The sequence below is a fragment of the Citrobacter sp. GW821-FHT07H02 genome (assembly GCF_059418505.1).
Genome location: NZ_JBWKPZ010000015.1, coordinates 1 through 24,819 on the forward strand (window position 1 = coordinate 1; position 24,819 = coordinate 24,819).

Sequence of the window (24,819 nt, forward strand, 5' to 3'; positions counted from 1 at the left end):
TGGCGGACTCAGCCCGGAACAGTTTGAAAACCAGAACCTCGCTTAGGGCCGTGTCCACATTACGTGGGTAGGATCATTTGCCTATTCTGACTCAGGCGTGACACACGAGGAACTCTGGCGGCACATCGACCCTATCGAATACGCCGATGTATACCCCAACAGCCAAATCCCTAACGATGCCAGCCCACTAGAGCAGCTCAACATTTACCCACCTCAGTCATGCCTTGCACAACAATCTCTCTGGTGGGGTTTGGATGATCAAGTGGATTGCTTTATCAGTTCTCTTGTTGGAGGTTTAATTTATGCAAAAAATAATCATAAAAAGTCTATGTTGCTCTCATGTTTGGACAGAACAACCTAGACTTATCGACAAAACATCTTAATCTGGTTTATGATTTGTAAAAAATGGTATTTTTATAAGCAAGCGCGCCTTTACTCGCAAGTAAGTAAAATTATGGAACTCTAAAATCGACACGAACCTCATGACAGAGATATACAAAAAAGAGCATTGATAAAATTAACCGTTGGAATAAACCTTGTAGAACGTTACTAATCAGGAGTATTTATGGGTCCGGCAGAAACCATTTTTTTTAGCGCCTTAGCTGCGTTCATTGGCACTTGGGCGGGTGCCTTTGTAATTATTAAACGTCAAGAATCAAAATTTAGACTCCCAAAAAAAAATCACACTTGAACTACTTGATATGTTTGGCAAAAAATACAAAACATATAACGCTGCCGAACAGGAGTTCAATAGCCGTTCAATAATTGAAAAAAAAGCGGTCATCATTGCACTTAAAAAGCTAGGCGTGCCAGTACAAATAGATGTTATAAATGACTCTTTCGATATTGAAAACATTAGATTTGATTCATTAAAAATAGACAAAGAAAATATTAAGCAAATGAAGTATTTTGTAGAACAAGGTTTATGTGATGATCTGTTTTTTAAAGAAATTGAATCAAATTTTTACAACGCACCTCCAAAAATAATTTATGCCAGAAATATTGCATTGCGATTATTAGATGCACTGGCTACCCAGGCAGGTGAAACAAAACTAAGTCACGTATTAAAAAATGCTGCAAACATAGATTGGAATCAATTTGAAATAATACAAGTTTTTTATAATACAGTTGATTTCGTTGAGGATGTGAATATATCTAAATCCAAAATTCCTGCTGCTAAACAAAATATAAAAAATGGCGTATTTGATCATTTATTTTATTGGGACATGAGAGCGTTTAATAACATGAATTCACAGCGAAATTTAGCTGATTTAACCTCAGCCATGCTCAGTCCTCTTAATACTATGCCAGAGAGACAGGAGCAGGAGCAGGAGCAGGAGCAGGAGCAGGAGCAGGAGCAGGAGCAGGAGCAGGAGCAGGATGGCATTGTCGCTAAAAAAGGCTAAATTTGAGAATTCATTTATCGCATGGCATCAGGAGTATGCGTTATAGAACGACGTTTTTTGGCTAAGATCGTAAGTTTCAACAAATTCTAGCAGCATCTGTACGCTGCTTTTATCTCTGGTAATGAGATATTGAACAACCTTAGCGTGCAAAACGACTCTAAGGCAAGCTGTCATAGTATTAATTAGTATGAAGATACTGGAGCTGGCTGAGTGGCATCCACTCAGCATAGCCTTCACATGCAGTATTAGGGTTGGCTGCAGGAAGATATGGCCACTAAACCTAACAAATTTCACTTCCCTCAATGTATCCCTCTAAAAGAAAAAATCATAAAATATGAAATAAAAACAAATAATTAAAAGCGAATATCATTCCTGCAGGGGACACAATCCCGCCGTACACCAACGTCTGTTACCTTCTTGATCTCCTATCTGATTTAGCGCTGCACTGATTTTGGGTAAAAGTCACGGCTACCTTTGTAAAAGAGCCTCCAAAGCCATCTTCGTCATCTGTTGTTCAAAATGTTCTGCGTGCAGATATCTTTTTTCTTTATATTTTTTATCTGTATCCAGATAGGGTTGATGCAGCGAACATTCCGGTGGAGTGCAAGCGATAATGGTATTAATGAGATCAATTGGCATTGGGTATTCAAAAAACAATTTCCCATGGCGGTAATTATGTTGAATTTGCCATTCCGCCAGTTCATTAATAAAACAATCTGACTCTGGTTTTGTAATAGCGCTGGCCTTTTCATTGCCCCAAACAACAAAAGCAAGGTTGTATAACCCATGCGCATATGGCCAAAACATTTTATTAAGCTTAGTGACCCCGTACTCCTTCACCCGCGGTACATTTTGGCAATATAAATCGAGTTGATTCCCTGCTTCTTCAACATCGCCATCGAGGAGTGCGATAAGATAACGAATGGTCACGAGATCGATGGTAGCCTGCTTAGACGCAAGTACCGCGTCCGCTTTTTTCCTTGCATCAACCTCAAAGTCAGTACGTTTGTACCATAACGCCATGACTAAATTAGTTATCGCTATTGCTACAGGATGGCCATTGTCGCTCATACCAAGCCTTTCAGGCAAAAGAAGTGGAACACGGGTAAACAGACCTGCTGCAAGAATATCCAGGGTTATCCATATATTAATGCAGTGATCGCATCCTGAATCCACCCCCAGCGTCACATGCTTAATCATGGCAGACTGAAGCAACGCTGAATGGAGTACCGCCATATTGTTTGACAATATCGCTGTTTTGTACCCCAGTAAATCCGGTGTACGTTTCATTCTGAGCATAAAAAGCCATGAACTCACCTGCTCCTGAAGTGAATAATCGTTGTGGAGCTGCTCATGAATATGCAGGCATTTAGTTAAATAGTCCTTCGAAGTCATCCATATCAAGGCATTTTTTTCAGCCTCTTTTTCGTATTCTCGTTGATATGCACGTTGAAATTTTTCTGAAATATACCCCATTAAACCACCTGCAAAGCGTTATCTCACGACGAATGAGAACGGTTGTAAACAGAAACCAGAATAAACGATTGTGTCGCATGAAGGGTAAAAAAAGCAGAGTAAATGTGTCTTGATCGTCGTTTGATATTCCGCTGTTCCTGTTCCACCTCGGCTACGTGATGGTTCAGAGCGGTGGTCAGTACACGCTTACAAAGCGTCGATGACGATAAACAGCTGTTCGTCTACCTGCTCGACAGGGTAGCAACTGACCTTGAGCTGGGTCGAGTTGAGCAGATAGCCGGTGCGTAGATTGAAACGCAGACCGTGAGCACAGCACTGGATCACCTCCCCTTCCAGCCGACCACCGCACAGGGACGCCCCCTGATGGGGACAGCCGTCGTCGATGGCGTGGAACTGCCCGGCAACGTTGAACAGCGCCAGGCTCTTGCCCTCCGCCTCGATCAAGACACGCTGACCAGGGGTTGGTACGCGCCCGACCGGAACGGTGATGCGTTTTTCCTTCATAATCAGGTCTCCACTTTCATGATTCTGTTCATGTCCGGGCCTCCGTGCTACGGGTACTGACGGCAGGTTCGCAAGCAGTAGACGGTAGCGGATCACTTTCCAGCCTGGCGATGTCTTTATGATAGTGGCGCTTAGCATAGAAGAAGACGGCGGCCACCACGATACTGATCAGAGGCACCAGCCGGAAAGCATTATCCAGACCGATGAGATCGGAGACCCTTCCTGTGACGAAGGGGCCAGGGGCCAGCCCGAGCAGGTTGTTGGCCAGGGTCAGGGTGGCAAAGGCCGTGCCATGCACGCTGGCGCTGGTCAGGTTAGCGACCATGGCGCCCGCCGGGCCTGAGGTGCCGGTGGCGATGAACATACCGAGGCAGATCAAGACCAGTTGGAGGATGCCGATCGGCAGGGCGAATGCCAGTGATAGCAGAGCGCAACTGCTGAGGCTGTAGAAGATGGCCAGGCTTATCTTGCGATCCGGCCGATCCCGGCACAGTTTGTCGCTCAGAATACCGCAGAGGATCATGCCAGCACCGCTGAACAGCACGATGATAGCGGCGATGCTTCCCGCCTTTTCCGTGCCCATATCGTAATAACGATTGAGATAGCTCGGCATCCATACGATGACGGTCCCCCCGACAAACAGCTGCAAGCCGCTGCCAACATAGGCCGAAATCACGGAGCGACTAGAATAGAGGGTTCGCAACGACTTGCTGTAAACCTCGGGGGCAGGACGCGCTACGCCACGCGCTGGTGAGATGCGTGTTTCCTTGACGATGATAGGATAGATCGCCGCCAGCAACAGGCCAAACAACGCCATGCCAGCGAAGGCCGGGCGCCAGCCCATCAGATGGGCCAGAAAGCCCCCGAAGGCCATACCCAGTACAGAGCCAAACATGCCTCCGGAGATGAAGGCGGCTGACAGGGTGGCCCGCATACTACGTGGGAAGACGGAGACCACCACGGCGATACCGACGCTGCCATAGGCGGCCTCCCCCACGCCGACCAGTAAACGGGCGATGAACATCTCTTCATAATTCTGGGCCACGGCACAGCCCAGGGTCGCCAGGCTCCACAGCATGGCCATCAGCGTCAGGCTCTTCACCCGGCCGAAGCGATCCGCCAGCAGGGAGAGCGGGAAAGTCAGCAACCCGACCATCAGCGCCACGATGCCGCTGAGCAGGCCAAGTTGCGTATCTGTGAGTGCCCATTCTCCTTTGAGCATTGGGAAGACAGCGTTGAGCACCTGACGCGACATATAGTCGGAGATCAGCAGTCCAAAGGTCAGCGCAAAGACGACCCAGGCATAACGACGCGGAACGGTAACCTTGCTCGCGTCGTCATCGTTGTTGATATGATACGTAGCCATACAGTCCCTCATTCATCTGCCCGCACCGCATAGCGCTCAGGACAGCAACCTTTTTGCCAACCGAACTTGTCAGGCTGCCCCATCCGCGGTGGAGGGGCGGCCCATCTCGTTTAGCCGCGTTGCGGCACGCCTTTCTGTCCCGCCTTGCGATTCGGCGACATGCCGTTGGCCTGCAGGGTCTGTTCGATACTGTCGTACTGGACGCCGATACGATAGATGGCGCGAGCTTCCTTGCCGTTCGCCACTTCGCGACCCAGCTCGTGCGCCACCCGCACGCACTGCTGGATCTGCTCGACCGAACTCATACGCTGACCGTGCTGGCCAATGATGGTGTCCTCAATGCCGCAGCGCGGGTGCAGACCCATGGCCATCGCCATCATGTTGAACGGCAGCACGTTCTTGAGCAGGGATTCAGCGGTCAGGGTGCAACCATCAGGCGCGCGCTGGACGAAGTTCATGAAGTTGTTCGGATTGGGGCCATCGAAACCGCCACCGATGCCAATCCAGGTCAGATTGAGCGGACCCATGTAGATACCCTTGCGCACGAGGCGCTCCAGGGTCTCGAAGGCATGCATGCCGGTCAACTGGAAGTGCGGCTGGATGCCATGGGCCTGTAGGCGTCTGAGGTGCTCTGCCACCCAGGCAGGCCCCGCCGGGACCGTCATCTCGCTGTAAGCGGCCTGCAAGGCCGGGTTGGCCAGGGAAGTGCCTTCCAGGTATTCCGGATAGAGCAGCTCCATAATGTTCATCTGGGTGGTGTTAATGGCGACCGTGACCTGATCGGGCTTCGGCGTCAGTTCGGCCAGCATGTGGCGGGTGTCGTCTGATAACCACTTGGCCGCCTCGCCATCACTTTCCGGGGCGAAGGAAATAGAGCCGCCGACCTGAATTATCATGTCCGGCACGGCTTTGCGCACCCCGGCGATCAGCTCGTTGAACTTGGACAGACGCTTGGAGCCTGTACCGTCCAATTCACGCACATGCAGGTGCAGCACGGTCGCACCGGCTTCGTAGCAATCCACCGCCTTTTGGATCTGCTCCCCCATAGTGACCGGGATGTCTTCCGGGAAGTCTTGCGGCGCCCACTCAGGGCCGTAAGGGGCCACGGTGATCACGACCTTTTCCATATTTTCCGGGTGCAGGGAATCGTCAAAAAATTGCATCTATTCTCTCCTGGCATAGTAGGGTTTTGATGAGTCGTTGATTCACCCGGGCGACGTCGCCCGGGTGGAGGTGCAATCTAGAAAGGTTTGTCGCCCATGATCCCGGCCCGCTCCATCTTGCGGTGGCTGGGCGGGTAGTCCATGGCGGCGTAGTGCTGGGTGCTGCGGTTGTCCCAGATGGCGATGCTGCCGGACTGCCAGCGCCAGCGAACCTGGTATTCAGGAAGGTAGGCCTGGCTTATCAGATAGCGCAGCAGATCGCTGCCGCCCATGGTGTAGTCCTGCCCGTAGCGAACATGCTGCGGGGTGTGGTAGTTGCTGAAGTGCGTGGTGAAGGCGTTGACGAACAGGATCTTCTCATCCGTTTCCGGATGGGTACGCACCACCGGGTGCTCCGCGTCCGGGAACTGCGCCTTGAGCGCCAGCCGTTTCTCGATGGGGGTGGCCGCCCCGAAACTGGCCTCCAGACTGTGGTAGGCACGCAAGTCTGCTATCTTCTGTTTCACCTCTTCCGGCAGGTACTGCCAGGCAACCACCATGTTGGCCCAGAGCGTATCCCCACCCACTGGCGGACTCTCGACGCAGCGCAATACACACCCCATTGGGGGTTTCTCGCGCCAGGTCGCATCGGTGTGCCAGGCATTTTCATAGCGCTCGTTCGCCACTTCTGGCGTCTTGTAGATACGTACCAGACCGGGATGGTCCGGGTCACTGCCTGCCACCGGATGATCCTCCAGTTCACCAAACATCCGCGCGAAGGCGACGTGCTCGGCACGGCTGATATCCTGTTGGCGCAGGAACAGGACTCGATGTCTGAGCAGTTGCGCGCGGATCTCTGCGAACAAGCCAGCATCATGAATGGCATCGGCCAGACGAACACCGATCAGCTCAGCACCGATATGGTAGGTCAGTTGTTCTACACGCATGTCACGCCCCCTGGATGACGAAGATCGATGAGCCTGTGGTCTTGCGCGATTCGAGATCGCTGTGGGCCTTCACCGCATCCTGCAGCGCATATTTTTGATTGATATCAATCCGGATCCGCCCGCTTCCGACGTGGTCGAATAGCTCGGCGGCCAGCGCCGCCTTCTCGACCGGATCGGCAATATAGTCGGCCAGCGCCGGGCGGGTCAGACAGAGCGACCCTTTCATCGCCAGCAACACAGGATCGAACGGCGGGATGGGACCGGACGCGGTGCCGACGCAGACCATAAGACCGCGACGCTTGAGCGAGTCCAGCGAGCCCATGAAGGTACTCTTGCCAACGCTGTCGAATACCACGTTGACGCCGACGCCCTCGGTCAGGGTACGCACGCGCTGGGCCACATCTTCATGGCTATAGTTGATGGTGTAATCGCAGCCATGGTCACGGGCGATCTCGGCCTTGGCCTCACTAGAGACAGTGCCGATCACGGTCAGGCCGAGCAGTTTGGCCCACTGGGCGACGATGAGGCCGACGCCACCTGCGGCAGCGTGCAGCAAGATGGTGTCGCCGGGCTTGAAGTCATAGATACGGCGCATCAGATAGGCCGAGGTCAGCCCGCGCATGGTCATCGCGGCGGCCGTCTCGAAGGTGATGTGATCGGGCAACTTGATGAGCGGGGCGGCTGGGATCAGTCGCTCAGTCGCATAGGCGCCGAGGGTATTGAGGAAACCGGTGTAGGTGACACGATCGCCCACCGCCACGTTAGTCACCCCGGCGCCGAGGGCCTCCACCACCCCGGCCGCCTCGACGCCCATACCACTCGGCATCGGGATCGGATAGGTACCATTGCGGAAATAGGTGTCGGCATAGTTCAGACCGACGGCGACCTGGCGCAGACGCACCTCGCCCGGGCCAGGCTCTCCGACCGTGACGTCTTCGTAGCGCAGAACCTGCGGTCCCCCAGTCTCATAAAAGCGTACGGCTTTGGCCATCTCTGTTCTCCAACTCGTCTTTGATGTGAGCAAAATGCCCCGAACTGAATTGAATCTAGGAGATGACGTAAACCTACGCTTTTCATCCGGCGACAGCCGCTTTTCATCTCGTGACTATCGCCCTGAATTCATTGTGTTAGCGGGAGGGAAACCACCAAAATTGACCTCGTCTTACCGCCTTGCGACAGGTTTCACGGCTCCGGGGACAACCGTCAAAATGGTTTTTTTTAAAAGGCAATCGTTTGAATTTGATAAAAAAAGACAAGGCGGGCCATAAGTTCGTTGGCGGTGAACGGTATTGACTGGTCACTGGAGTGCACCGCCGACGGGATCTTCGCCGAGGGCGGCATTGAATGGATACATAGTTTGCGTAGGGGCAATATCAGCATCCGCGCGGGGAGGGTGAGTCCCCGGCTGAACACTCAAATGCTTTCCTTCCCGTCGCTGATTTCGATTTCCCGGATCAGTCGCTTGTTGATCTTACCAACACTGGTTTTGGGAATATCCGCGACTATCCGGATCTGCCGGGGGATAGCCCATTTATTGATGCGTCCGCTGTCGACGAACCCTTGCAGATGCGCCGCTATGGCCTGCGGCTCCAGGAACTCCCCTTCCTTGCAAACCACCAGCGCCAGGGGGCGTTCTCCCCACTGCTCATCCGGGATCCCGACAACGGCCACCGATCTGACCGCCGCGTGGGAGCTGATGAGACTCTCCAGCGTCAGCGAGCTTATCCACTCCCCGCCCGTCTTGATCACATCCTTGATGCGATCCTTGATCTCCACTATCCCATGGGGATCGATCGAGGCCATATCGCCGGTATGTAGCCAACCGCCGCTCCATAGCTCAGCCCCTTTTTCGGGTTCCTTCAGATACCCCTGAGTCAACCAGGGTGCTCGTACCACTATCTCGCCCAGCGCCTCGCCATCCTGCACCACCTCCCGACCTTCGCCATCGACGATGCGCAGATCCACCAGCGGGACGGGCAGACCTGTGCGGATCCGCAGGGGCAGTTGCTCCTCCATGGGCAGGATCAGCTCTGCATCGCTCAGGTGGGTCAGACAGAGGAGTGGGCAGGTCTCCGACATGCCATAGCCTGCGTGGATGCGTATGCCCTTGCGGTGTGCCTGCGTCGCCAGCCCGAGAGACAGCGCACTGCCGCCCAGCAGCATCTTCCATCCCGACAGGTCGGTCTGCGCGCTTTCGCCGCACTCGAGGATCATCTGCAAGATGGTCGGCACACAGTGCGAGAAGGTCACCCCCTCGTCGCGATAGAGACGTACCAGCTTGTTGGGTTCGTAACGACCGGGGTAGACCTGTTTTACCCCCAGCATCGTCGCCACATAGGGGGCGCCCCAGGCGTGCACGTGGAACATGGGGGTGATCGGCATGTAGACATCGTTCGAACGCAGCAGCGACTGCCCTTCGTTAGCCGCCAGAGTACCCAGTTCGTTGAGAGTGTGCAGCACCAGTTGGCGATGGCTGAAGTAGACGCCCTTGGGGTCGCCCGTGGTGCCCGTGGTGTAGAACAGGGTGGCCATTGAGTTTTCATCGAAGTCGGGGAAGTCGAAGTGATCCCCTGCCGCAGCCAGCAGGGTCTCATATTCCCCCAGCACCGGCAGACCGGTCTCCTTCCCTCCGTCGTCACTGAGCTGGATGTAGCCCCGAACCGTGGTCAGCGAATCTTCCAGCGACTCGAGAAGCGGCAAGAAGTCGTCGTGCACCAGCACCAGGTGATCCTCGGCATGATTCATGGTGTAGGCAAGTTGATCCGCCGAGAAGCGGACGTTGACCGTGTGCAGCACGGCACCCATCATGGGCACGGCGAAGAAGCACTCAAGGGCGCGATGGCTGTCCCAGTCCAGCAGAGCGACGGTGTCACCGGGCTTAACACCGGCCGCGGTCAGCATGTTTGCCAGACGGTGGATACGTTGTCTGAGGGTGCGATAGTCGTAACGCAGCTTATCGGCGTAGACGATTTCTCGCTCGGGGTGATAACGCCCGCCCGACAGCAGCAGGCTCTTGATCAGCAACGGATAAGCATGGGCTCCCTGCGCTGACGGTATGATTCTTGTCTTCACCATGCAGGTGACTCCCTGGCGCATTATCTGCTCGGTAAGATTGCAATGGCAGAGGAAGGTTAACCTCTGCCCTCTGGACAGGAAGCTGGCGGCTCACTGCCCAACCCGCTTCCCTGAATATCAATAGTCGCTGAACATGAGCCTCAGGTGTCTAGGCGACGCACCAGATCCAGCCCCTGTGGCCAGGGACCGAAGCCGCTCGCCGGATTGAGGTGGCCCACGGATCCCAGCTCGACAACCTCGCTGCCCCAGTCGGTCGCCATGGCACGCACCGCGTCGGCGCTGGCCAGGGGATCGTTGTTGCTGAGGGCCACCAGACTGGGAAACGGCAACCGCGTGCGCGGCAACGGAGACCAGCCACCGGCCTGCAAGGTCTCCTTGCTCGGGTATTGGGCCGACCAGTTGGCGTCAAGATCAGGGGGAGTGACCAGCAGGGCGCCTTTGATTTGGTGCTGATGCTGCTGCGCCCAGTGCACCGTCATCAGTACACCGGCACTGTGCGCCACCAGGATCACCGGGCCGTCGATCTGCGCCAGTTCCTGTGCAATGGCCTCGACACGAGCCCGGCAATTGAGCTTATCCTCGGTCAGAGGAGACACTGAACGCACCCTGGCCAGACTGGCCGCCAGATGCGTCTGCCAATGTTCCGCCACATGCTCGCGCAATCCGGGGACGATCAGCACTGTCGCCCTGGTATGTAATTTATCCATATGACTTTCCTTACTCTCCATACGGGTCCGGCTAAGGGCCAGCGCCTCGGGAGCAACACTAAAGCCCCAACTTTCACGTTGCTTTACTTTTGACGTCATCGATTTTTCATTTTACGACACTGGCAAACAAGACTACGGCCCGCGCCTGCCTACCCCACTTCCCCAAATAAGTGAAGCATCTATGTTGCAAAATACAACCATAAAACTTTCAATTTTGTTACATGACTGCTAAGTAAATGCTAACCAATTATTCACGACACAGATTAATAACTTAAGGAAGCTGCACTATGACTGTCTTAGCCAGAGCCGCCATCCTCACCAATTATCTGGACGTCACCCGTCAACTCGGTCTCAATACCCAGCACTTATTAGCGCAGGTGGGGCTTAGTACTTCCATCCTGGGGATGCCCAATCAACGCATCCCCGTCTCTACCGCCATCAAGCTGATCGAGCAATCAGCCCTCGTCAGCGGATGCGATACCCTGGGCTTACGGATGGCGGAAAATCGTCATCTGTCGGACTTTGGCGAGATAAGTCTGCTGCTCAGCCACCTGCCCACCCTGCGTGATGCGCTGCAGGGGATAGTGCAGTATCGCCAGCTGTGCAATGACTCGCTGGCAATCTACATCGAGGAGGCGGGTAAGATGGTCATCATTCGTGAGGAGGTGATCACCGACATCCCCACTGCGTCACGCCATGCCAGCGAGCTGGCGGTCGGTGTTATGTACCGTTTCTGCGCCGCTCAGGTCGGTGTTGGCGCAAACTGGCGTCCCATCAGCGTCAACTTCACTCACCCTGCGCCGACGGATCTCTCCGTCCACAAACGCATATTCGGTTGCAAGGTGGAGTTTGGCAGCGAATTCAATGGCATTGTCTGTCAGGCTGCCGATCTGGACATCGCCAACCCGCTGGCCAACAAGGCCATGGCTCTCCACGCGCGCAACTACCTCGACTCCCTGCTGGTGGAAAACCACCAGTCCCTGATGTTCGACGTGCGCAAGTCGATCTACCTGCGTCTGCCGATGGGGCGCGCCACCATAGAGCAGATCTCCCGCACCCTGGGGATGAATGTGCGTACCCTGCAACGCCATCTGGAAGAGAGCGGTGCCACCTTCAGCGAGCTTATCAATGATGTGCGGCGCGACCTGGTGATCCGTTACCTGCAAAATCCAGGCTATTCTCTTGGCCACATCGCCGACATGCTCGGCTACTCCATGCCCAGTTCCTTCACGCGCTGGTTCAGTGCCCAGTTCGGTATGCCTCCCGCGACCTGGCGCTCTCGCCACAGCAAAGTCCCCAGGGCCGTCCAGACAGCTACGGAATGTTTATATTCGTCACCTGAATAACAGCGACGGGTAATGACGAAACGCGAAAATGACCACAGCCGTAAACCTCCGCAAGAAGCGGATACGGCATGTCGGTCTGGATTGGGGTTAGGGTTTATTGCTGAGAGTGGATTCTCTCGTCTACGCTGGATACAGAATGAGTTGCTGATTTTTGCTCGCCACGCAGACCCGGTTACGCCCTTCCCGTTTCGCGCGGTAAAGCGCCTGAGCGGCTCTGTCAAGCGTCGCCTGGAAACCCTCACTGGCGTTCAGTTCATCAGGCGTCATCTGTGCAAGACCAAAACTTGCCGTGAATTGAATCTTACGGCCATGGAAATTCACCTCCTGACGCGCGAAATTGATACGGATGCGTTCGGCCACCTCTTCGGCGTATTCAGGTTCTGTAAATGGCATCACCACGACAAACTCTTCACCGCCAAGTCGGGCGACAATATCATTCCCCCTGACTAATCCCGGTAATATTTGCCCTACACACCGGAGTACCTCATCTCCCCCACAGTGACCGAAGTTGTCATTGATCCTTTTGAAATAGTCCAAATCGATGTTCAGCACACACAACGATTGTCGCTGACGACTCACCACACGACAGATATTCCGGACTTGTTCATCAAAATAGCGGCGGTTCGCCAAACCGGTCAGAGGATCACGCAGAGCGTCTTTGACAAGTTGCGCCCGTTGCAGGGAATTCGCATGCATATAATTCAATAATGACCACTGCGTTATGATGATGGCAATAAGCGCCATGACCGAACAAAAGACCTGCAAATACCAGCCATGAAGGATCTCATGTTCCGCAAGTCCCGCAGCCATCACCCATTTATGATGACTCAAATTGAGGAATACCCCCATGCGTGAGGTGCCGTCAACAGGCGATATATATTGATTGGTCTGAGCCGAATCGGAGGAATATTTCATGACCTCCTTGAGGTAAGGGTAGAAATGAAGCGGGCCTTCTGTAATACCGGCTCCCACGCGGGTGAGCTGAATATAATTATCACGATCCAGTACAACCATTGCCCCACCGGAGCCGAGATAAAAACCTTTATCGTTGAGTTTTCGGAATATCTCTACCATTGAATGGGCATCGAAATATCCAACAACACCCCCAAGGAAGTTTCCTTTGATGTCACGGATAGCATGGTACATCACAAACCCGTGGAGATTGGGATCCGCTCCATCACTCTGCCAGTAAAACAGGCTGTCATTCTCTTTACTGTAGCGCAGTTGCTTAAACAGAGGGCTATCGCGAAAGCTGGCCTGCGCGATAGTCGATGCGCTAAGTGCGTTTTCCAGCGGGAAAAGCGCACGCTGAGCAACAAAGTCGCCCTTCTCATCAAACACGATCACACCATCGAGCCAGTCTTGTTTCAGCTCTTCATCAAGAAACCGATTGGTATTTTCAGACGTAACGGTGTGATTCAGCAACAAAGCATTGCCGATAAGACGTACCTGATACCCCATCGCATCCAGACTGGTTTCGAAACGCTCGGCTTCCAATAAAATAGTATTCCGCAGAATACGGGCAGCCTCACCCATAATATATGTATATTGATAATAAAGATGCCCGGCAAGAATTGCCGTTTGCACAAAAATAAACAGCAGAAGTAAACCCCGCTTTGCGGCCAGGCTAAGATGGCCACAGTATGAGGCAATTTTTCCGTACGGCACGCGCTTTCCTGATCAATAGGGCTAATTGTAGAGACAATTGGTCTGTAATACATTCACTGAAACTATTTATTCAGCTGATATTTGCTTCTCATTACCGGATATATTTCGTCTGTTCTGATGATATTCCCAACGCGCCGTTAAGATTTCTTTTTGTTCATGGGTCATATTACCGGTCACAGCAGCAAGTGAAATATAGGTGCCGTTGGTTTCCATCATCACCATACTTCTGGCAATAAAATCTAACCCTGTGAAAGTAAAGGCACTGTCAAATTTTGAAGGCGATATACTGGCCATACAGATGGTTTCCTAATGAAAGATTCACATAATGTTTCAAATTATTACCATTACACTCAAAATACTCAACACACACAAAAGCAGAGTTAAACGCTGAACCATGATAAAAAACATCATCAATCTAAAAACAGAAACCTGATAGTGAAGATGAAAGCATTAGTACCGAGAGTAAACACAGTTTTTTACGTCAATCATTGCCTATCGTTTAATGATTTAGCATTTTTCATTAGTCACAATTATTCTCTCCCGTCATTTTTAATGCCTATTTTTACCGCATGATTTTATTCAACTATTTAATTACGGCTGCGCATTGTGGCGAGACATGCCCCAGGCCTGCGGCTTTGTAAAGGTTCGGGGTATGCAAAACACACCCACACTGCGCATGTCAGATAAACGGGGAGCCTCCTGACGGGTCTTTTGCCCATCTCATATGGAAGCGGGAAAACACCCGACAAAAAAATCTGATCCGGGTGCATCCATTTTGGCTTTTGCATCGTCTCTCCAGTAAACCCACACCGCGACTGGAGTCCTCATGAAATATAAGTACCTGATCCTTTCAATGCTGTTACCCGGTTTTACGGCTTTTTCTGCCTCACCGCTTACCGATCCTTCCATTCAGCACCAGCCTCAGGATGGCGTCATAAAGGTCTATGGACCGGGCGGTCCGCACTCTGCGCTGCAAAAAGCCGCCAGCGCCTGGTCGAAACAATCAGGCGTTAACGTTGCTGTCATCTATGGGCCGGAAAACAAATGGAGCAAAGAGGCGCAGCACGATGCCGATCTCATTTTCGGCTCTTCCCAGCAGTCGATGACCGCTTTTCTGGAAACGTATGCCTTTATTCAAAGTAAGGATGTACAGCCACTCTATTTACAGCGCTCAGTGATCGCGGTGAAACCGGGAAATCCTAAAGGCATCAAGGGAATTAACGATCTGCTGAACAAAGACGTTGGCATCGTGGTCACCGAAGGTGCAGGTGTCTACAACACCTCCGGAACCGGGGTCTGGGAGGATATTGCCGGGCGTACCGGCCAGCTTGCTGATATCAAAAACATCCGCAGCAAAATTGTTGCGTTTGAGAAAGGCAGCGGTGCGGCATTTAAGGCATTTCAGCAACCCCAGGCCGATGCCTGGATAACCTGGAGCGACTGGCCTCTCGCCCACCCCGATCAGGCCACGCTGGTCGAGATAGAACCCGAGCGGCGGATCTATCGGGATATGAATATCGCTGTCGCGAAAAATGCCGATCCGCAGACCCAGGATTTCGTCCGTTACCTGAGCTCCCCGGAGGCGAGCAAAATTTTTGCTCATGAAGGCTGGATGCAATAACCCGTTAGAAAATTCCGTCTACAATCAATCAACAGGAAACAGCTATGAACAAATTCATCTGGAGTGTGATGCTAGCAGGAACCACCTGTGCCGTGCAGGCCGCAGATATCGCCGTACATGATACGTCACTTGGAAAGGTGTATACCGACAAAGAGAGCATGACGCTCTATACCTTTGATAAAGACGCTAACGGCATGTCCGTTTGCGACGCGGAGTGCAGCAAAAACTGGCCGCCGCTGCGGGTCACAGAAAAAATGTCACCCGCGATCGATGGGCTTGAAGCCATCAAGCGAGCGGATGGCACCCAACAATGGGCACTCAACGGCAAACCGCTCTATCGCTGGGCAAAAGATATGAAATCCGGCGATACCACTGGCGCAGGGGTCAAAAATGTCTGGCAGGTAGCGCGCGCCGACGAAACGCCTGTCCGGGTATATTCGACAAAAACAGGCCGAGTTCTGGTGAACGCCGAAAACATGACGCTTTACACCTTTGATAAAGATCAGAATGGCATCCCGGCCTGCTATGACGATTGCGCGGAAAAGTGGCCGCCAGTGATTGTCGGGGCAAGTGCAAAATTAACGCCGCCATTCAGTTCCACCGCTCGCCGGGACGGTCAGCGGCAGTTGCGTTATAACAACATGCCACTCTATCTCTGGAAACAGGATCGCGCCCCAGGCGACACCACCGGAGATAACGTCAAAAACGTGTGGCATATCATCTCCATTACTCAATAAGGCATTGCGTGGACATTGATAAGGAAGAGATCCGCACACTTTTTTCGCGGATCATGCTGCAGGACAGAGAAGCCTTTACCACCCTTTATCAACGCACCAGCGGGTATTTATATACCCGCATTTTACTTATCGTGAGAGACAGGGCGATAGCTGCTGATTTGCTCCAGGAGGGCTATATAAAAATCTGGCACGGTAAACTCCGTTCACCGATTGACGCCCCCTGGGCATGGCTGTGCCAGGTCATGCGAAACCAGGCTATCGACCACATCCGACAGCACGGTAGACGCGGTGAAACAGCGCTGTTGGGTCAGGAAGACGACCTCATTGCGCCACCGCCGCAACAGGAGAAAGAGCGTCGACTCACCGACTGCCTTTCCCGACTGGAAGCAGAGAAACGCAGCGCCATCGTCCTCGCCTGGTATCACGGTTTTTCACACCCCGAAATTGCCAGCCATCTCAGTGCGCCGCAGGGCACGATCAAATCCTGGATCCGCCGGGGTCTCAGCGAGTTAAAACAATGCCTCAGCCAATAACCCCTTCCCGCTATCGTCATCCGCAGATCCGCGAGCATCTCGCCAGTCAATATCTGCTGGGTGTCCTGTCTCCACTTGCCAGACGGCGATTTGAAAGCCTTCTGGAGCAGGATCCTTCTTTATGGGAGGCGGTGGAACAATGGCAGCAGCACCTGGATGCTCGCAGTCCCCCTGTCGCACATCCCCCGGCACGCGTCTGGCGCAATATACAGGCGTCAATGGACAGAGGAGCATCGTCGCGCGGGTTAAAACACTGGCTGCGTAATGCAGGGTGGCTGGCTGCAGGGGCGCTACTGATGTTTATGACGCTGACGCCGGTAACGCAGCAAATAAAGCCCGTAAGTTATCTGGCGATGATGTCGTCCCCGGAGTGTCGGGATTGTTTTGTCCTGCTGGCATTCCAGGGAAGTAAACCCGGACAGTCCAGCATTCGTGTGCAATACAGCGCGCACAGTGATCCGTCAGCGTTTAAGCAGGCAACGTTGTGGATGCGCGACAAAACCAGCGGCCAGTTGGTGTACCTTGCCCCGATGACGCAGTTGCAGGATTTGCACTATCTGACGCCCGGTGAATGGAAGCAGTTGAAAAACAGTGATCAACTGATCGTCAAAGATAACGAAGGCACGTTGTTTTCCGGCAAATGTCTCACACTTTAACCCGGCAACTTTCGGAAAACCCAACGTTTCCGTCGGTCAGGGGGACGTTAGGAAAATGAGGAATAATCGGCAAAACTGAACAATACGCTATTTTACATCTGGTTTATCCAAATTAAGTGCCAGACCAGGCTGGCACTTAACACATGAAAATAAGTAAAATGTTTAGAATAAGCTTAGGTTATTATTCAATTTTATTTACCTGGAGGAGGTCGTCTGCTTTTATCGCCTGTCGTAACCGACCATTAATTGGATCATCAACCCACAGGCCGGAGAGAGAAAAAGAAAAAAGCCGGTCACCATTTCTGCTCCCCCGGTCAACCACCAGGTGAAGTAGTATATTAAGATTGCAAGCGTAATCATTCCGATAAAAGAAGAAATGGCTGAAACGGTCCCTAAAACCTGACCAATATAACCGCTTACGGCTACAATACTTATCGCAAGAAACATCAATAAATAGATCATAGCGTTACCTCCTGTGGGCGGTGCTGCTTCCCGTATAGCTTTACATTCCTTACCGTTTATACTTTAAGTTATACCTTATAAAAGAACCGCGTGTATAACATTCGCCTCACAATTTGGCCCCCTGCTCTCATCGTGCTTTTCGGTATCAAAAAGCATTTAAAACATAGAATTAAAATTAAACACTTTCCCCTCTCACAACCCGAAAAAACTTTACGTTTCTTGTGTAAGATTTTATAGCAGGTTCCAATCCTAAAATGGTATATTATATGGGCAAGCATTCATGCCCCTCGTGGTTTTGTCCTGACTCAGCTTTACACTCTTTACAGGAACCATTGTCGTACATGATGGCCTAAGTAAAAGTGTACCGCTGCAGACCAGAAATCTTCTGCGATACAACCTCCCGTATCTATTGAAGGTGCTTATGTTCCCAACAAGCAAATTTTCACGCGCATTCCTGCATCCACGCTACTGGCTCACCTGGTTTGGTGTCGGTGTGCTCTGGTTGTTGGTGCAATTGCCTTATCCCGTTTTATGCTTTTTGGGGACCCGAACCGGCAAACTGGCGCGCCCATTTTTAAAACGTCGCGAATCTATCGCCCGTAAAAATCTTGAACTCTGCTTCCCAAAATTATCGCCGGAAGAGAGAGAAACCATGATTGCAGAGAACTTTCACTCTCTCGGCATGGCGCTGCTCGAAACGGGCATGGCCTGGTTCTGGCCTGACAAACGCGTGCGCAAATGGTTTGATGTCGAAGGCATGGATAACCTGCTGCGCGCTCAGGCGCAAAACAAGGGTGTCATGGTAGTCGGCGTTCACTTTATGTCTCTGGAGCTGGGCGGTCGCGTCATGGGACTTTGCCAGCCGATGATGGCAACCTACCGTCCGCATAATAACCTGTTAATGGAATGGATTCAGACGCGCGGACGTATGCGCTCTAATAAAGCGATGATCGGCAGAAACAATCTGCGTGGCATCGTCAGTGCGCTGAAAAAAGGCGAAGCCGTATGGTTTGCGCCCGACCAGGATTATGGACGTAAAGGCAGCTCATTTGCTCCCTTCTTTGCAGTCAAAAATGTTGCCACCACTAACGGGACGTATGTGCTTTCCCGTCTGTCAGGTGCCGCCATGCTGACCGTCACCATGGTGAGAAAAACCGATAACTCAGGATACCGTCTGTTTATCTCACCTGAAATGGAAGGTTACCCAACCGAAGAGCACCAGGCTGCCGCCTACATGAACAAGATCATCGAAAGAGAGATCATGCGCGCACCTGAACAATATCTCTGGATCCACCGTCGGTTTAAAACCCGCCCGCAGGGTGAATCTTCCCTCTATATTTAGAAAGAAAGGCCGTATGGCCTTTCTTTTTTTCTGCCTTGTCCATGCTCCGTTCCCGCCATTCAAACTACACTGACATCACGCCATTAAGTGTGGGTTTTGCGTAAAAATAACCATAATTACAGCAAGGTAAAGCAGGCATTATCCGATCAAAACTCACGTCGCTGATTGACCATTTATTACCGCCAGAAATTAAACTGTCGCCGAATCCCGACACTTGTAAGTTACTAAAAGTAAATAAAAAAATGCCTCTTGTCTCGCCTCATTTTTAGGCGTACATTAGCGCCGTCTGGAGCAATGAAGCACAGAATTCTGAGGTGATGCCGCAGACGAAACGGGGAACATTCTCAGTTTCATTCGGTCTGGCACCAGCTCTCTATAATCAGGTGAGTTTAAGTTCATTTAGGCGTACATGAAGGTACGCGGAGAGATGAAACGTGAAATATTTCTTTATGGGCATTTCATTTATGGTCATCGTTTGGGCCGGTACTTTTGCCCTGATGATCTAAAAACAAAAATGCAGCGAATAAACTGGAGCCCATAGGCTCCTGTTTTGCTTTTCTACTCTTCGCTTTCCGCCGTAGATTTCGCACCGCCTGGCAATACGCCATCAGCACGGAACATGGCTTTGATGCCTCTGACTGCCTGACGAATACGATCGCGGTTTTCAATCAGCGCAAAACGCACATGAGTATCCCCGTAATCACCAAAACCAATTCCCGGCGAAACACAGACTTTGGCGTCCTTCAGCAACTTTCTGGCAAATTCCAGCGAGCCCATTGCGGCATACTGCTCGGGAATTTTTGCCCACACGTACATGGATGCTTTCGGCATCTCAACCATCCACCCCGCTTCATGTAACCCTTTCACCAATACATCGCGGCGACGCTTATACTGCTCAGCAATATCGCGCACGCACTGCTGGTCTCCCTCCAGCGCCGCAATCGCAGCGACCTGTAACGGCGTAAACGTCCCGTAGTCGTGATAGCTCTTAATGCGCGCCAGCGCGCTGACCAGCGTAGCGTTTCCGACCATAAAGCCAATGCGCCAGCCTGCCATATTGTAGCTTTTCGAGAGGGTAAAAAATTCAACGGCCACATCACGCGCCCCTGGCACCTGCATGATCGACGGCGCTTTCCAGCCGTCATAAACAATATCGGCATAGGCCAGGTCGTGGACCACCAGCACATCATAGCGTTTTGCCAGCGCGACCACTTTCTCGAAAAATGTGAGTTCAACGCACTGTGCGGTTGGGTTAGAGGGGAATCCGAGGATCATCATTTTCGGTTTCGGGTAGCTTTCACGAATAGCACGCTCCAGCTCAGTAAAGAAATCAATACCTTCTACCAACGGTACAGAACGTACCTGTGCTCCGGCAATGACAGCGCCATAAATATGAATGGGATAGCTTGGATTCGGTACCAGTACCGTGTCGCCATGATCGAGCGTCGCCAGCATCAGGTGCGCCAACCCCTCTTTCGAACCAATGGTCACAATGGCTTCCGTTTCCGGATCAATCTCCACATCGTAGCGTTCCTGATACCAGCGGGAAATCGCCCGACGTAAACGCGGGATGCCTCGAGAGGTCGAATAACCATGCGTATCCGGGCGCTGGGCCACGGTGCACAGTTTTTCGACAATATGAGGAGGCGTGGCGCCATCCGGGTTCCCCATGCTGAAGTCGATAATATCTTCGCCGCGCCGACGCGCAGCCATTTTCAGCTCAGCAGTAATGTTGAAAACATAGGGAGGGAGACGATCAATACGCGTGAAGCGACGTTCAGGACGAGAGTCAGCCATAATATCCTCAGATTAACGTGAGCGCCCGGACCGTCCGAGCGACGCTGCCACAAAGGTGGCACGCTTAGAAAATAGCCTGAAAAAAAACCGTCTGTCGAGGGAAAAACGAAAATAATGTTGGCCATTAAAAAGAGGAACAATGAACAACAAAACCTGAATATCAAAAACACCTTTAACGGCAAATCACCATCATTTAATTAACATATTGACATCAATATAATTACACCGAAATTTCTCACTACCGGGTGATCTACTGTCAATTAACTGGGTGAACATCAATCCCCTTTTAATATTATGGTTTTTCCTCATTAGAGTGGACTTCCCGGTACGCTGGTCAAGTGGGCTCAGGTTACCTATCATAGGGGTTTAATCCTTTCGCAAGAGTCACCCGTGCACGAAATATTCAACATGCTGCTGGCGGTATTCGATCGGGCAGCGCTGATGCTGTTCTGTCTTTTTTTCCTCATTCGTATCCGTCTGTTCCGCGAACTGTTGCACAAGTCAGCACACTCCCCAAAAGAGTTGCTCGCCGTCACCGCCATCTTTTCCATGTTTGCGCTGTTCAGCACCTGGTCCGGCGTTCCCGTCGAAGGTTCGCTGGTCAATGTGCGCATTATTGCCGTCATGTCAGGCGGAATTTTGTTTGGCCCGTGGGTAGGCATCATTACAGGGGTGATCGCAGGTATCCATCGCTATCTCATTGATATCGGGGGTGTCACCGCTATACCGTGTTTTATCACCAGCATTCTGGCAGGCTGCATCGCAGGATGGATTAATCGCAAGATCCCCAAAGCGCAGCACTGGCGGGCGGGTATTTTAGGCGGCGTGTTATGTGAAACGCTGACCATGATCCTGGTGATTGTGTGGGCGCCAACAACCGAACTGGGTCTGGATATTGTCTCGAAGATCGGTATTCCCATGATTCTCGGCAGCGTGTGCATCGGCTTTATTGTGCTGTTGGTACAAAGCGTTGAAGGGGAAAAGGAAGCCAGTGCCGCGCGACAAGCCAAGCTGGCGCTGGATATTGCCAATAAAACACTGCCGCTGTTTCGTCATGTCAACAGCGAGTCATTACGCCAGGTCTGTGAAATCATTCGCCATGATATTCACGCCGATGCAGTCGCCATCACCAATACGCAGCATGTGCTTGCCTATGTTGGTGTTGGGGAAATCAACTATCGCGAGAACGATGATTTTGTCAGCCCTACGACTCAGCAGGCGATAAATCACGGCGAAATCATTATAAAAAACAATGATGAGGCGCATCGGACACCAGAGATACACTCCATGCTGGTGATCCCGTTGTGGGAGAAAGGCATCGTCACCGGTACGCTTAAAATTTATTACTGTCACGCTCACCAGATAACCTCCTCACTGCAGGAGATGGCGGTTGGCCTGTCGCAAATCATCTCGACACAACTGGAAGTTTCTCGCGCTGAACAATTACGTGAAATGGCAAATAAGGCAGAACTGCGGGCATTACAGAGCAAAATAAATCCTCATTTCCTGTTTAACGCGCTGAACGCAATTTCATCCTCAATCCGCTTAAACCCGGACACCGCTCGCCAGCTCATTTTTAATTTATCGCGCTACCTGCGCTATAACATTGAATTGAAAGATGATGAGCAGATCGATATCAAGAAAGAGCTGTATCAAATTAAAGATTACATTGCCATTGAGCAGGCCCGCTTTGGCGACAAGTTGACGGTTATTTATGATATCGATGAAGAGGTGAGCTGCTATATTCCCAGCCTGCTAATTCAACCGCTGGTCGAGAACGCTATTGTCCACGGCATTCAGCCTTGCAAAGGGAAAGGCGTGGTCACCATCAGCGTCGCCGAATGCGGTAACCGCGTACGAATTGCCGTCAGAGATACCGGTCACGGAATTGATCCTAAAGTTATCGAACGGGTGGAATCCAATGAAATGCCGGGGAATAAAATTGGCCTTCTCAATGTCCACCACCGCGTTAAGCTGTTATATGGTGAAGGGCTGCATATCCGTCGCCTGGAGCCCGGTACAGAGATTGCGTTCTATGTGCCTAATCAGCACTCCCCTGCCGCCGCGCCGGCAACGTTATTGCTTTAATTCGGAGATGTGTTGTGAAAGTCATCATTGTTGAAGATGAGTTCCTTGCCCAGCAAGAGTTAAGCTGGCTGATAAAAGAACACAGCCAGATGGAGATTGTCGGTACGTTTGACGATGGTCTGGATGTTCTGAAGTTTCTTCAGCATAACCGCGTCGATGCCATCTTCCTGGATATTAATATTCCGTCGCTGGATGGCGTTTTGTTGGCGCAAAACATCAGTCAGTTCGCCCATAAACCGTTTATCGTGTTTATCACTGCGTGGAAGGAGCATGCGGTGGAAGCGTTCGAGCTGGAAGCATTTGACTACATTCTGAAACCTTATCAGGAGTCACGTATTGTTGGCATGCTGCAAAAACTGGAATCAGCCTGGCAACAACAGCAACTGCCGCCCGGAACAGCGCCCGCTAGCCTCGTAACGCGTGAGAATGACACCATCAACTTAGTGAAAGATGAGCGAATTATCGTCACGCCGATCAACGATATTTATTACGCTGAAGCCCATGAAAAGATGACCTTTGTTTATACGCGGCGGGAATCGTATGTCATGCCAATGAATATCACCGAATTTTGCAGCAAACTTCCGGCATCGCACTTCTTCCGCTGCCACCGCTCATTTTGCGTGAATCTGAATAAAATTCGCGAGATTGAGCCCTGGTTTAATAACACCTACATTTTGCGGCTCAAAGATCTGGAATTTGAAGTGCCGGTCAGTCGAAGTAAAGTGAAAGAGTTCAGGCAGTTAATGCATTTGTAGTACAGGAACAAGCAAGCATTCCGCTCGGTTTGCCGTGTTTACCGGATGGCGTCGAAAACACCATCCGGTACTCCGGTTACAGAATATGCCCCAGCGTCTGGCGCAGATGCGCGCCGGAGCCAAGTAAACCGGGGTTGTCATGGACGATGAGATAGACAGGAATGTCCTGAACATAGGCTTTAAAACGGCCTTTATCTTCAAATCCGCCACGGAAACCCGACGCTTTGAAGAACTCCAGGAAGCGCGGCACGATGCCGCCCGCAATATAGACGCCACCAAAGGTTCCCAGCGTTAACGCCAGGTTGCCACCGAAGCGCCCCATGATGACGCAAAACAACGACAGCGCACGACGACAATCAATGCAGGTATCCGCCAGCGCACGCTCAGTGACATCCTTCGGTTGTAAATTCTCGGGCAGACGCCCATCTGATTTCACAATGGCACGATACAAGTTCACAAGCCCCGGGCCTGACAGCACGCGCTCAGCCGAAACGTGACCAATTTCGGCACGCAGTTCTTCCAGAATGATGCCCTCTTCTTCGCTGTTCGGTGCGAAGTCAACGTGACCACCTTCGCCCGGCAGACTGACCCAACGCTTAGCAACATGCACCAAATGCGCCACACCTAAGCCGGTTCCCGCGCCATACACCGCGATGGGCTTACCTTCAACAGGTTCCGCACCACCAAACTGAATCAGATGCTCTTTTTTCAGCATTGGGATCGCCATCGACACGGCGGTGAAATCATTGATGATCTCCAGGTGGCTGAACCCCAGATTCTTTTTCATTTCCGCAATAGAAAATGCCCAGCTATGGTTGGTCATCGCCACCCAATCACCGGTGATCGGACAGGCAATGGCGATACATCCGTCTTCCACACTGGCGCTATGCTCGTCCAGATAGACACGCACAACGGCTTCCAGGCTCGGGTAATCAAGTCCCGAATAGGTTTTCGCCTGCGAAATCTCTCCGCTGGCGATATCGCACAGAGCAAGTCGCGCGTTGGTGCCGCCGACATCACCTACTAAGGCATACTTTGTCATTCTTCTACTGCTCCGCTAAAGTCAAAATGATTCTTTGCCACACTGTAGATTCACGAGGACATAACAACAACGCCTGGAAAGCGGGCGCCCTGAAAATATAGATCTGGGTCACAGAATTACTTTATCGTTTCAGCACCATTTGCAGCGAT

General features: G+C 51.9%; 23 protein-coding genes. 10 read left to right on the plus strand and 13 right to left on the minus strand.

What is annotated here, in order from left to right:
* Positions 1-701: 701 nt before the first annotated feature.
* The gene (locus AC07NP_RS14990; RefSeq protein ID WP_494660935.1) at positions 702-1,406 is read left to right on the plus strand and encodes a hypothetical protein; all 705 of its coding nucleotides are present in this window, start codon (positions 702-704) and stop codon (positions 1,404-1,406) included.
* A 468-nt stretch (positions 1,407-1,874) separates the two neighbouring features.
* Here AC07NP_RS14990 and AC07NP_RS14995 read toward each other — a convergent pair whose 3' ends face one another.
* The 8 genes from AC07NP_RS14995 to AC07NP_RS15030 form a co-directional block, all read right to left on the minus strand.
* Complete coding sequence (locus AC07NP_RS14995; protein ID WP_494660936.1) at positions 1,875-2,882, minus strand: hypothetical protein; 1,008 nt, start codon at positions 2,880-2,882, stop codon at positions 1,875-1,877.
* Positions 2,883-3,068: 186 nt separating this feature from the next.
* Entirely contained in the window at positions 3,069-3,386 is a 318-nt protein-coding gene (locus tag AC07NP_RS15000; RefSeq protein ID WP_494660937.1) for a Rieske (2Fe-2S) protein, read from the minus strand.
* Between the two features lie 28 nt (positions 3,387-3,414).
* The gene (locus tag AC07NP_RS15005; protein WP_494660938.1) at positions 3,415-4,752 is read right to left on the minus strand and encodes an MFS transporter; all 1,338 of its coding nucleotides are present in this window, start codon (positions 4,750-4,752) and stop codon (positions 3,415-3,417) included.
* 110 nt (positions 4,753-4,862) lie between these two features.
* A complete protein-coding gene (locus AC07NP_RS15010; RefSeq protein ID WP_494660939.1) occupies positions 4,863-5,915 on the minus strand; it encodes a beta-keto acid cleavage family enzyme in 1,053 nt (350 codons plus the stop codon).
* Positions 5,916-5,992: 77 nt separating this feature from the next.
* Entirely contained in the window at positions 5,993-6,841 is an 849-nt protein-coding gene (locus tag AC07NP_RS15015; protein WP_494660940.1) for a TauD/TfdA dioxygenase family protein, read from the minus strand.
* Position 6,842: 1 nt separating this feature from the next.
* Positions 6,843-7,832: a quinone oxidoreductase family protein gene (locus tag AC07NP_RS15020; protein WP_494660941.1), complete on the minus strand. Its 990-nt coding sequence runs from the start codon at positions 7,830-7,832 to the stop codon at positions 6,843-6,845.
* Positions 7,833-8,254: 422 nt separating this feature from the next.
* Complete coding sequence (locus AC07NP_RS15025) at positions 8,255-9,916, minus strand: fatty acid--CoA ligase (protein ID WP_494660942.1); 1,662 nt, start codon at positions 9,914-9,916, stop codon at positions 8,255-8,257.
* 140 nt (positions 9,917-10,056) lie between these two features.
* Positions 10,057-10,623: an RBBP9/YdeN family alpha/beta hydrolase gene (locus AC07NP_RS15030; protein WP_494660943.1), complete on the minus strand. Its 567-nt coding sequence runs from the start codon at positions 10,621-10,623 to the stop codon at positions 10,057-10,059.
* 287 nt (positions 10,624-10,910) lie between these two features.
* On the opposite strand from AC07NP_RS15030, the gene AC07NP_RS15035 reads away from it, so the two are divergent.
* Positions 10,911-11,969, plus strand: coding sequence for an AraC family transcriptional regulator (locus AC07NP_RS15035; RefSeq protein ID WP_494660944.1), 1,059 nt, complete (start codon positions 10,911-10,913; stop codon positions 11,967-11,969).
* A gap of 120 nt (positions 11,970-12,089) precedes the next feature.
* On the opposite strand, the gene AC07NP_RS15040 is transcribed toward AC07NP_RS15035, so the two are convergent.
* Together AC07NP_RS15040 and AC07NP_RS15045 are read right to left on the minus strand one after the other, a co-directional pair.
* Positions 12,090-13,637: a sensor domain-containing diguanylate cyclase gene (locus AC07NP_RS15040; protein WP_494660945.1), complete on the minus strand. Its 1,548-nt coding sequence runs from the start codon at positions 13,635-13,637 to the stop codon at positions 12,090-12,092.
* A gap of 66 nt (positions 13,638-13,703) precedes the next feature.
* Entirely contained in the window at positions 13,704-13,931 is a 228-nt protein-coding gene (locus AC07NP_RS15045) for a hypothetical protein (protein ID WP_203360526.1), read from the minus strand.
* A gap of 532 nt (positions 13,932-14,463) precedes the next feature.
* Here AC07NP_RS15045 and AC07NP_RS15050 point away from each other — a divergent pair.
* Genes AC07NP_RS15050 through AC07NP_RS15065 form a run of 4 tightly spaced genes read left to right on the plus strand, consistent with a single transcriptional unit; the run spans position 14,464 to position 17,184 of the window.
* Positions 14,464-15,258: a substrate-binding domain-containing protein gene (locus AC07NP_RS15050; RefSeq protein WP_494660946.1), complete on the plus strand. Its 795-nt coding sequence runs from the start codon at positions 14,464-14,466 to the stop codon at positions 15,256-15,258.
* Positions 15,259-15,302: 44 nt separating this feature from the next.
* A complete protein-coding gene (locus tag AC07NP_RS15055; protein WP_494660947.1) occupies positions 15,303-15,995 on the plus strand; it encodes a hypothetical protein in 693 nt (230 codons plus the stop codon).
* Between the two features lie 8 nt (positions 15,996-16,003).
* A complete protein-coding gene (locus AC07NP_RS15060; RefSeq protein ID WP_301697915.1) occupies positions 16,004-16,528 on the plus strand; it encodes an RNA polymerase sigma factor in 525 nt (174 codons plus the stop codon).
* Positions 16,513-17,184, plus strand: a complete 672-nt coding sequence (locus AC07NP_RS15065) for a hypothetical protein (RefSeq protein ID WP_494660948.1) — start codon at positions 16,513-16,515, stop codon at positions 17,182-17,184. The genes AC07NP_RS15060 and AC07NP_RS15065 overlap by 16 nt, the downstream gene beginning before the upstream one ends.
* Before the next feature lie 219 nt (positions 17,185-17,403).
* Here AC07NP_RS15065 and AC07NP_RS15070 read toward each other — a convergent pair whose 3' ends face one another.
* Positions 17,404-17,646, minus strand: a complete 243-nt coding sequence (locus AC07NP_RS15070) for a DUF2545 family protein (protein WP_192612958.1) — start codon at positions 17,644-17,646, stop codon at positions 17,404-17,406.
* Between the two features lie 421 nt (positions 17,647-18,067).
* On the opposite strand from AC07NP_RS15070, the gene lpxP reads away from it, so the two are divergent.
* A complete protein-coding gene (gene lpxP, locus AC07NP_RS15075; protein WP_494660949.1) occupies positions 18,068-18,988 on the plus strand; it encodes a kdo(2)-lipid IV(A) palmitoleoyltransferase in 921 nt (306 codons plus the stop codon).
* 434 nt (positions 18,989-19,422) lie between these two features.
* A complete protein-coding gene (gene ypdK, locus AC07NP_RS15080; protein ID WP_010723117.1) occupies positions 19,423-19,494 on the plus strand; it encodes a membrane protein YpdK in 72 nt (23 codons plus the stop codon).
* A gap of 52 nt (positions 19,495-19,546) precedes the next feature.
* Here the strand turns inward: ypdK and alaC are convergent, their stop codons facing one another.
* The gene (gene alaC / locus AC07NP_RS15085; protein ID WP_494660950.1) at positions 19,547-20,785 is read right to left on the minus strand and encodes an alanine transaminase; all 1,239 of its coding nucleotides are present in this window, start codon (positions 20,783-20,785) and stop codon (positions 19,547-19,549) included.
* 390 nt (positions 20,786-21,175) lie between these two features.
* Between alaC and ypdA the strand changes: the two genes are divergently transcribed.
* Together ypdA and ypdB are read left to right on the plus strand one after the other, a co-directional pair.
* Positions 21,176-22,873 (plus strand): two-component system sensor histidine kinase YpdA, encoded by a 1,698-nt coding sequence (gene ypdA, locus AC07NP_RS15090; protein ID WP_192612961.1) that lies wholly within the window; start codon positions 21,176-21,178, stop codon positions 22,871-22,873.
* 14 nt (positions 22,874-22,887) lie between these two features.
* Entirely contained in the window at positions 22,888-23,628 is a 741-nt protein-coding gene (ypdB, locus tag AC07NP_RS15095) for a two-component system response regulator YpdB (protein ID WP_203360518.1), read from the plus strand.
* Positions 23,629-23,704: 76 nt separating this feature from the next.
* On the opposite strand, the gene glk is transcribed toward ypdB, so the two are convergent.
* Entirely contained in the window at positions 23,705-24,670 is a 966-nt protein-coding gene (glk, locus tag AC07NP_RS15100) for a glucokinase (RefSeq protein WP_203360517.1), read from the minus strand.
* Between the last annotated feature and the right edge of the window lie 149 nt (positions 24,671-24,819).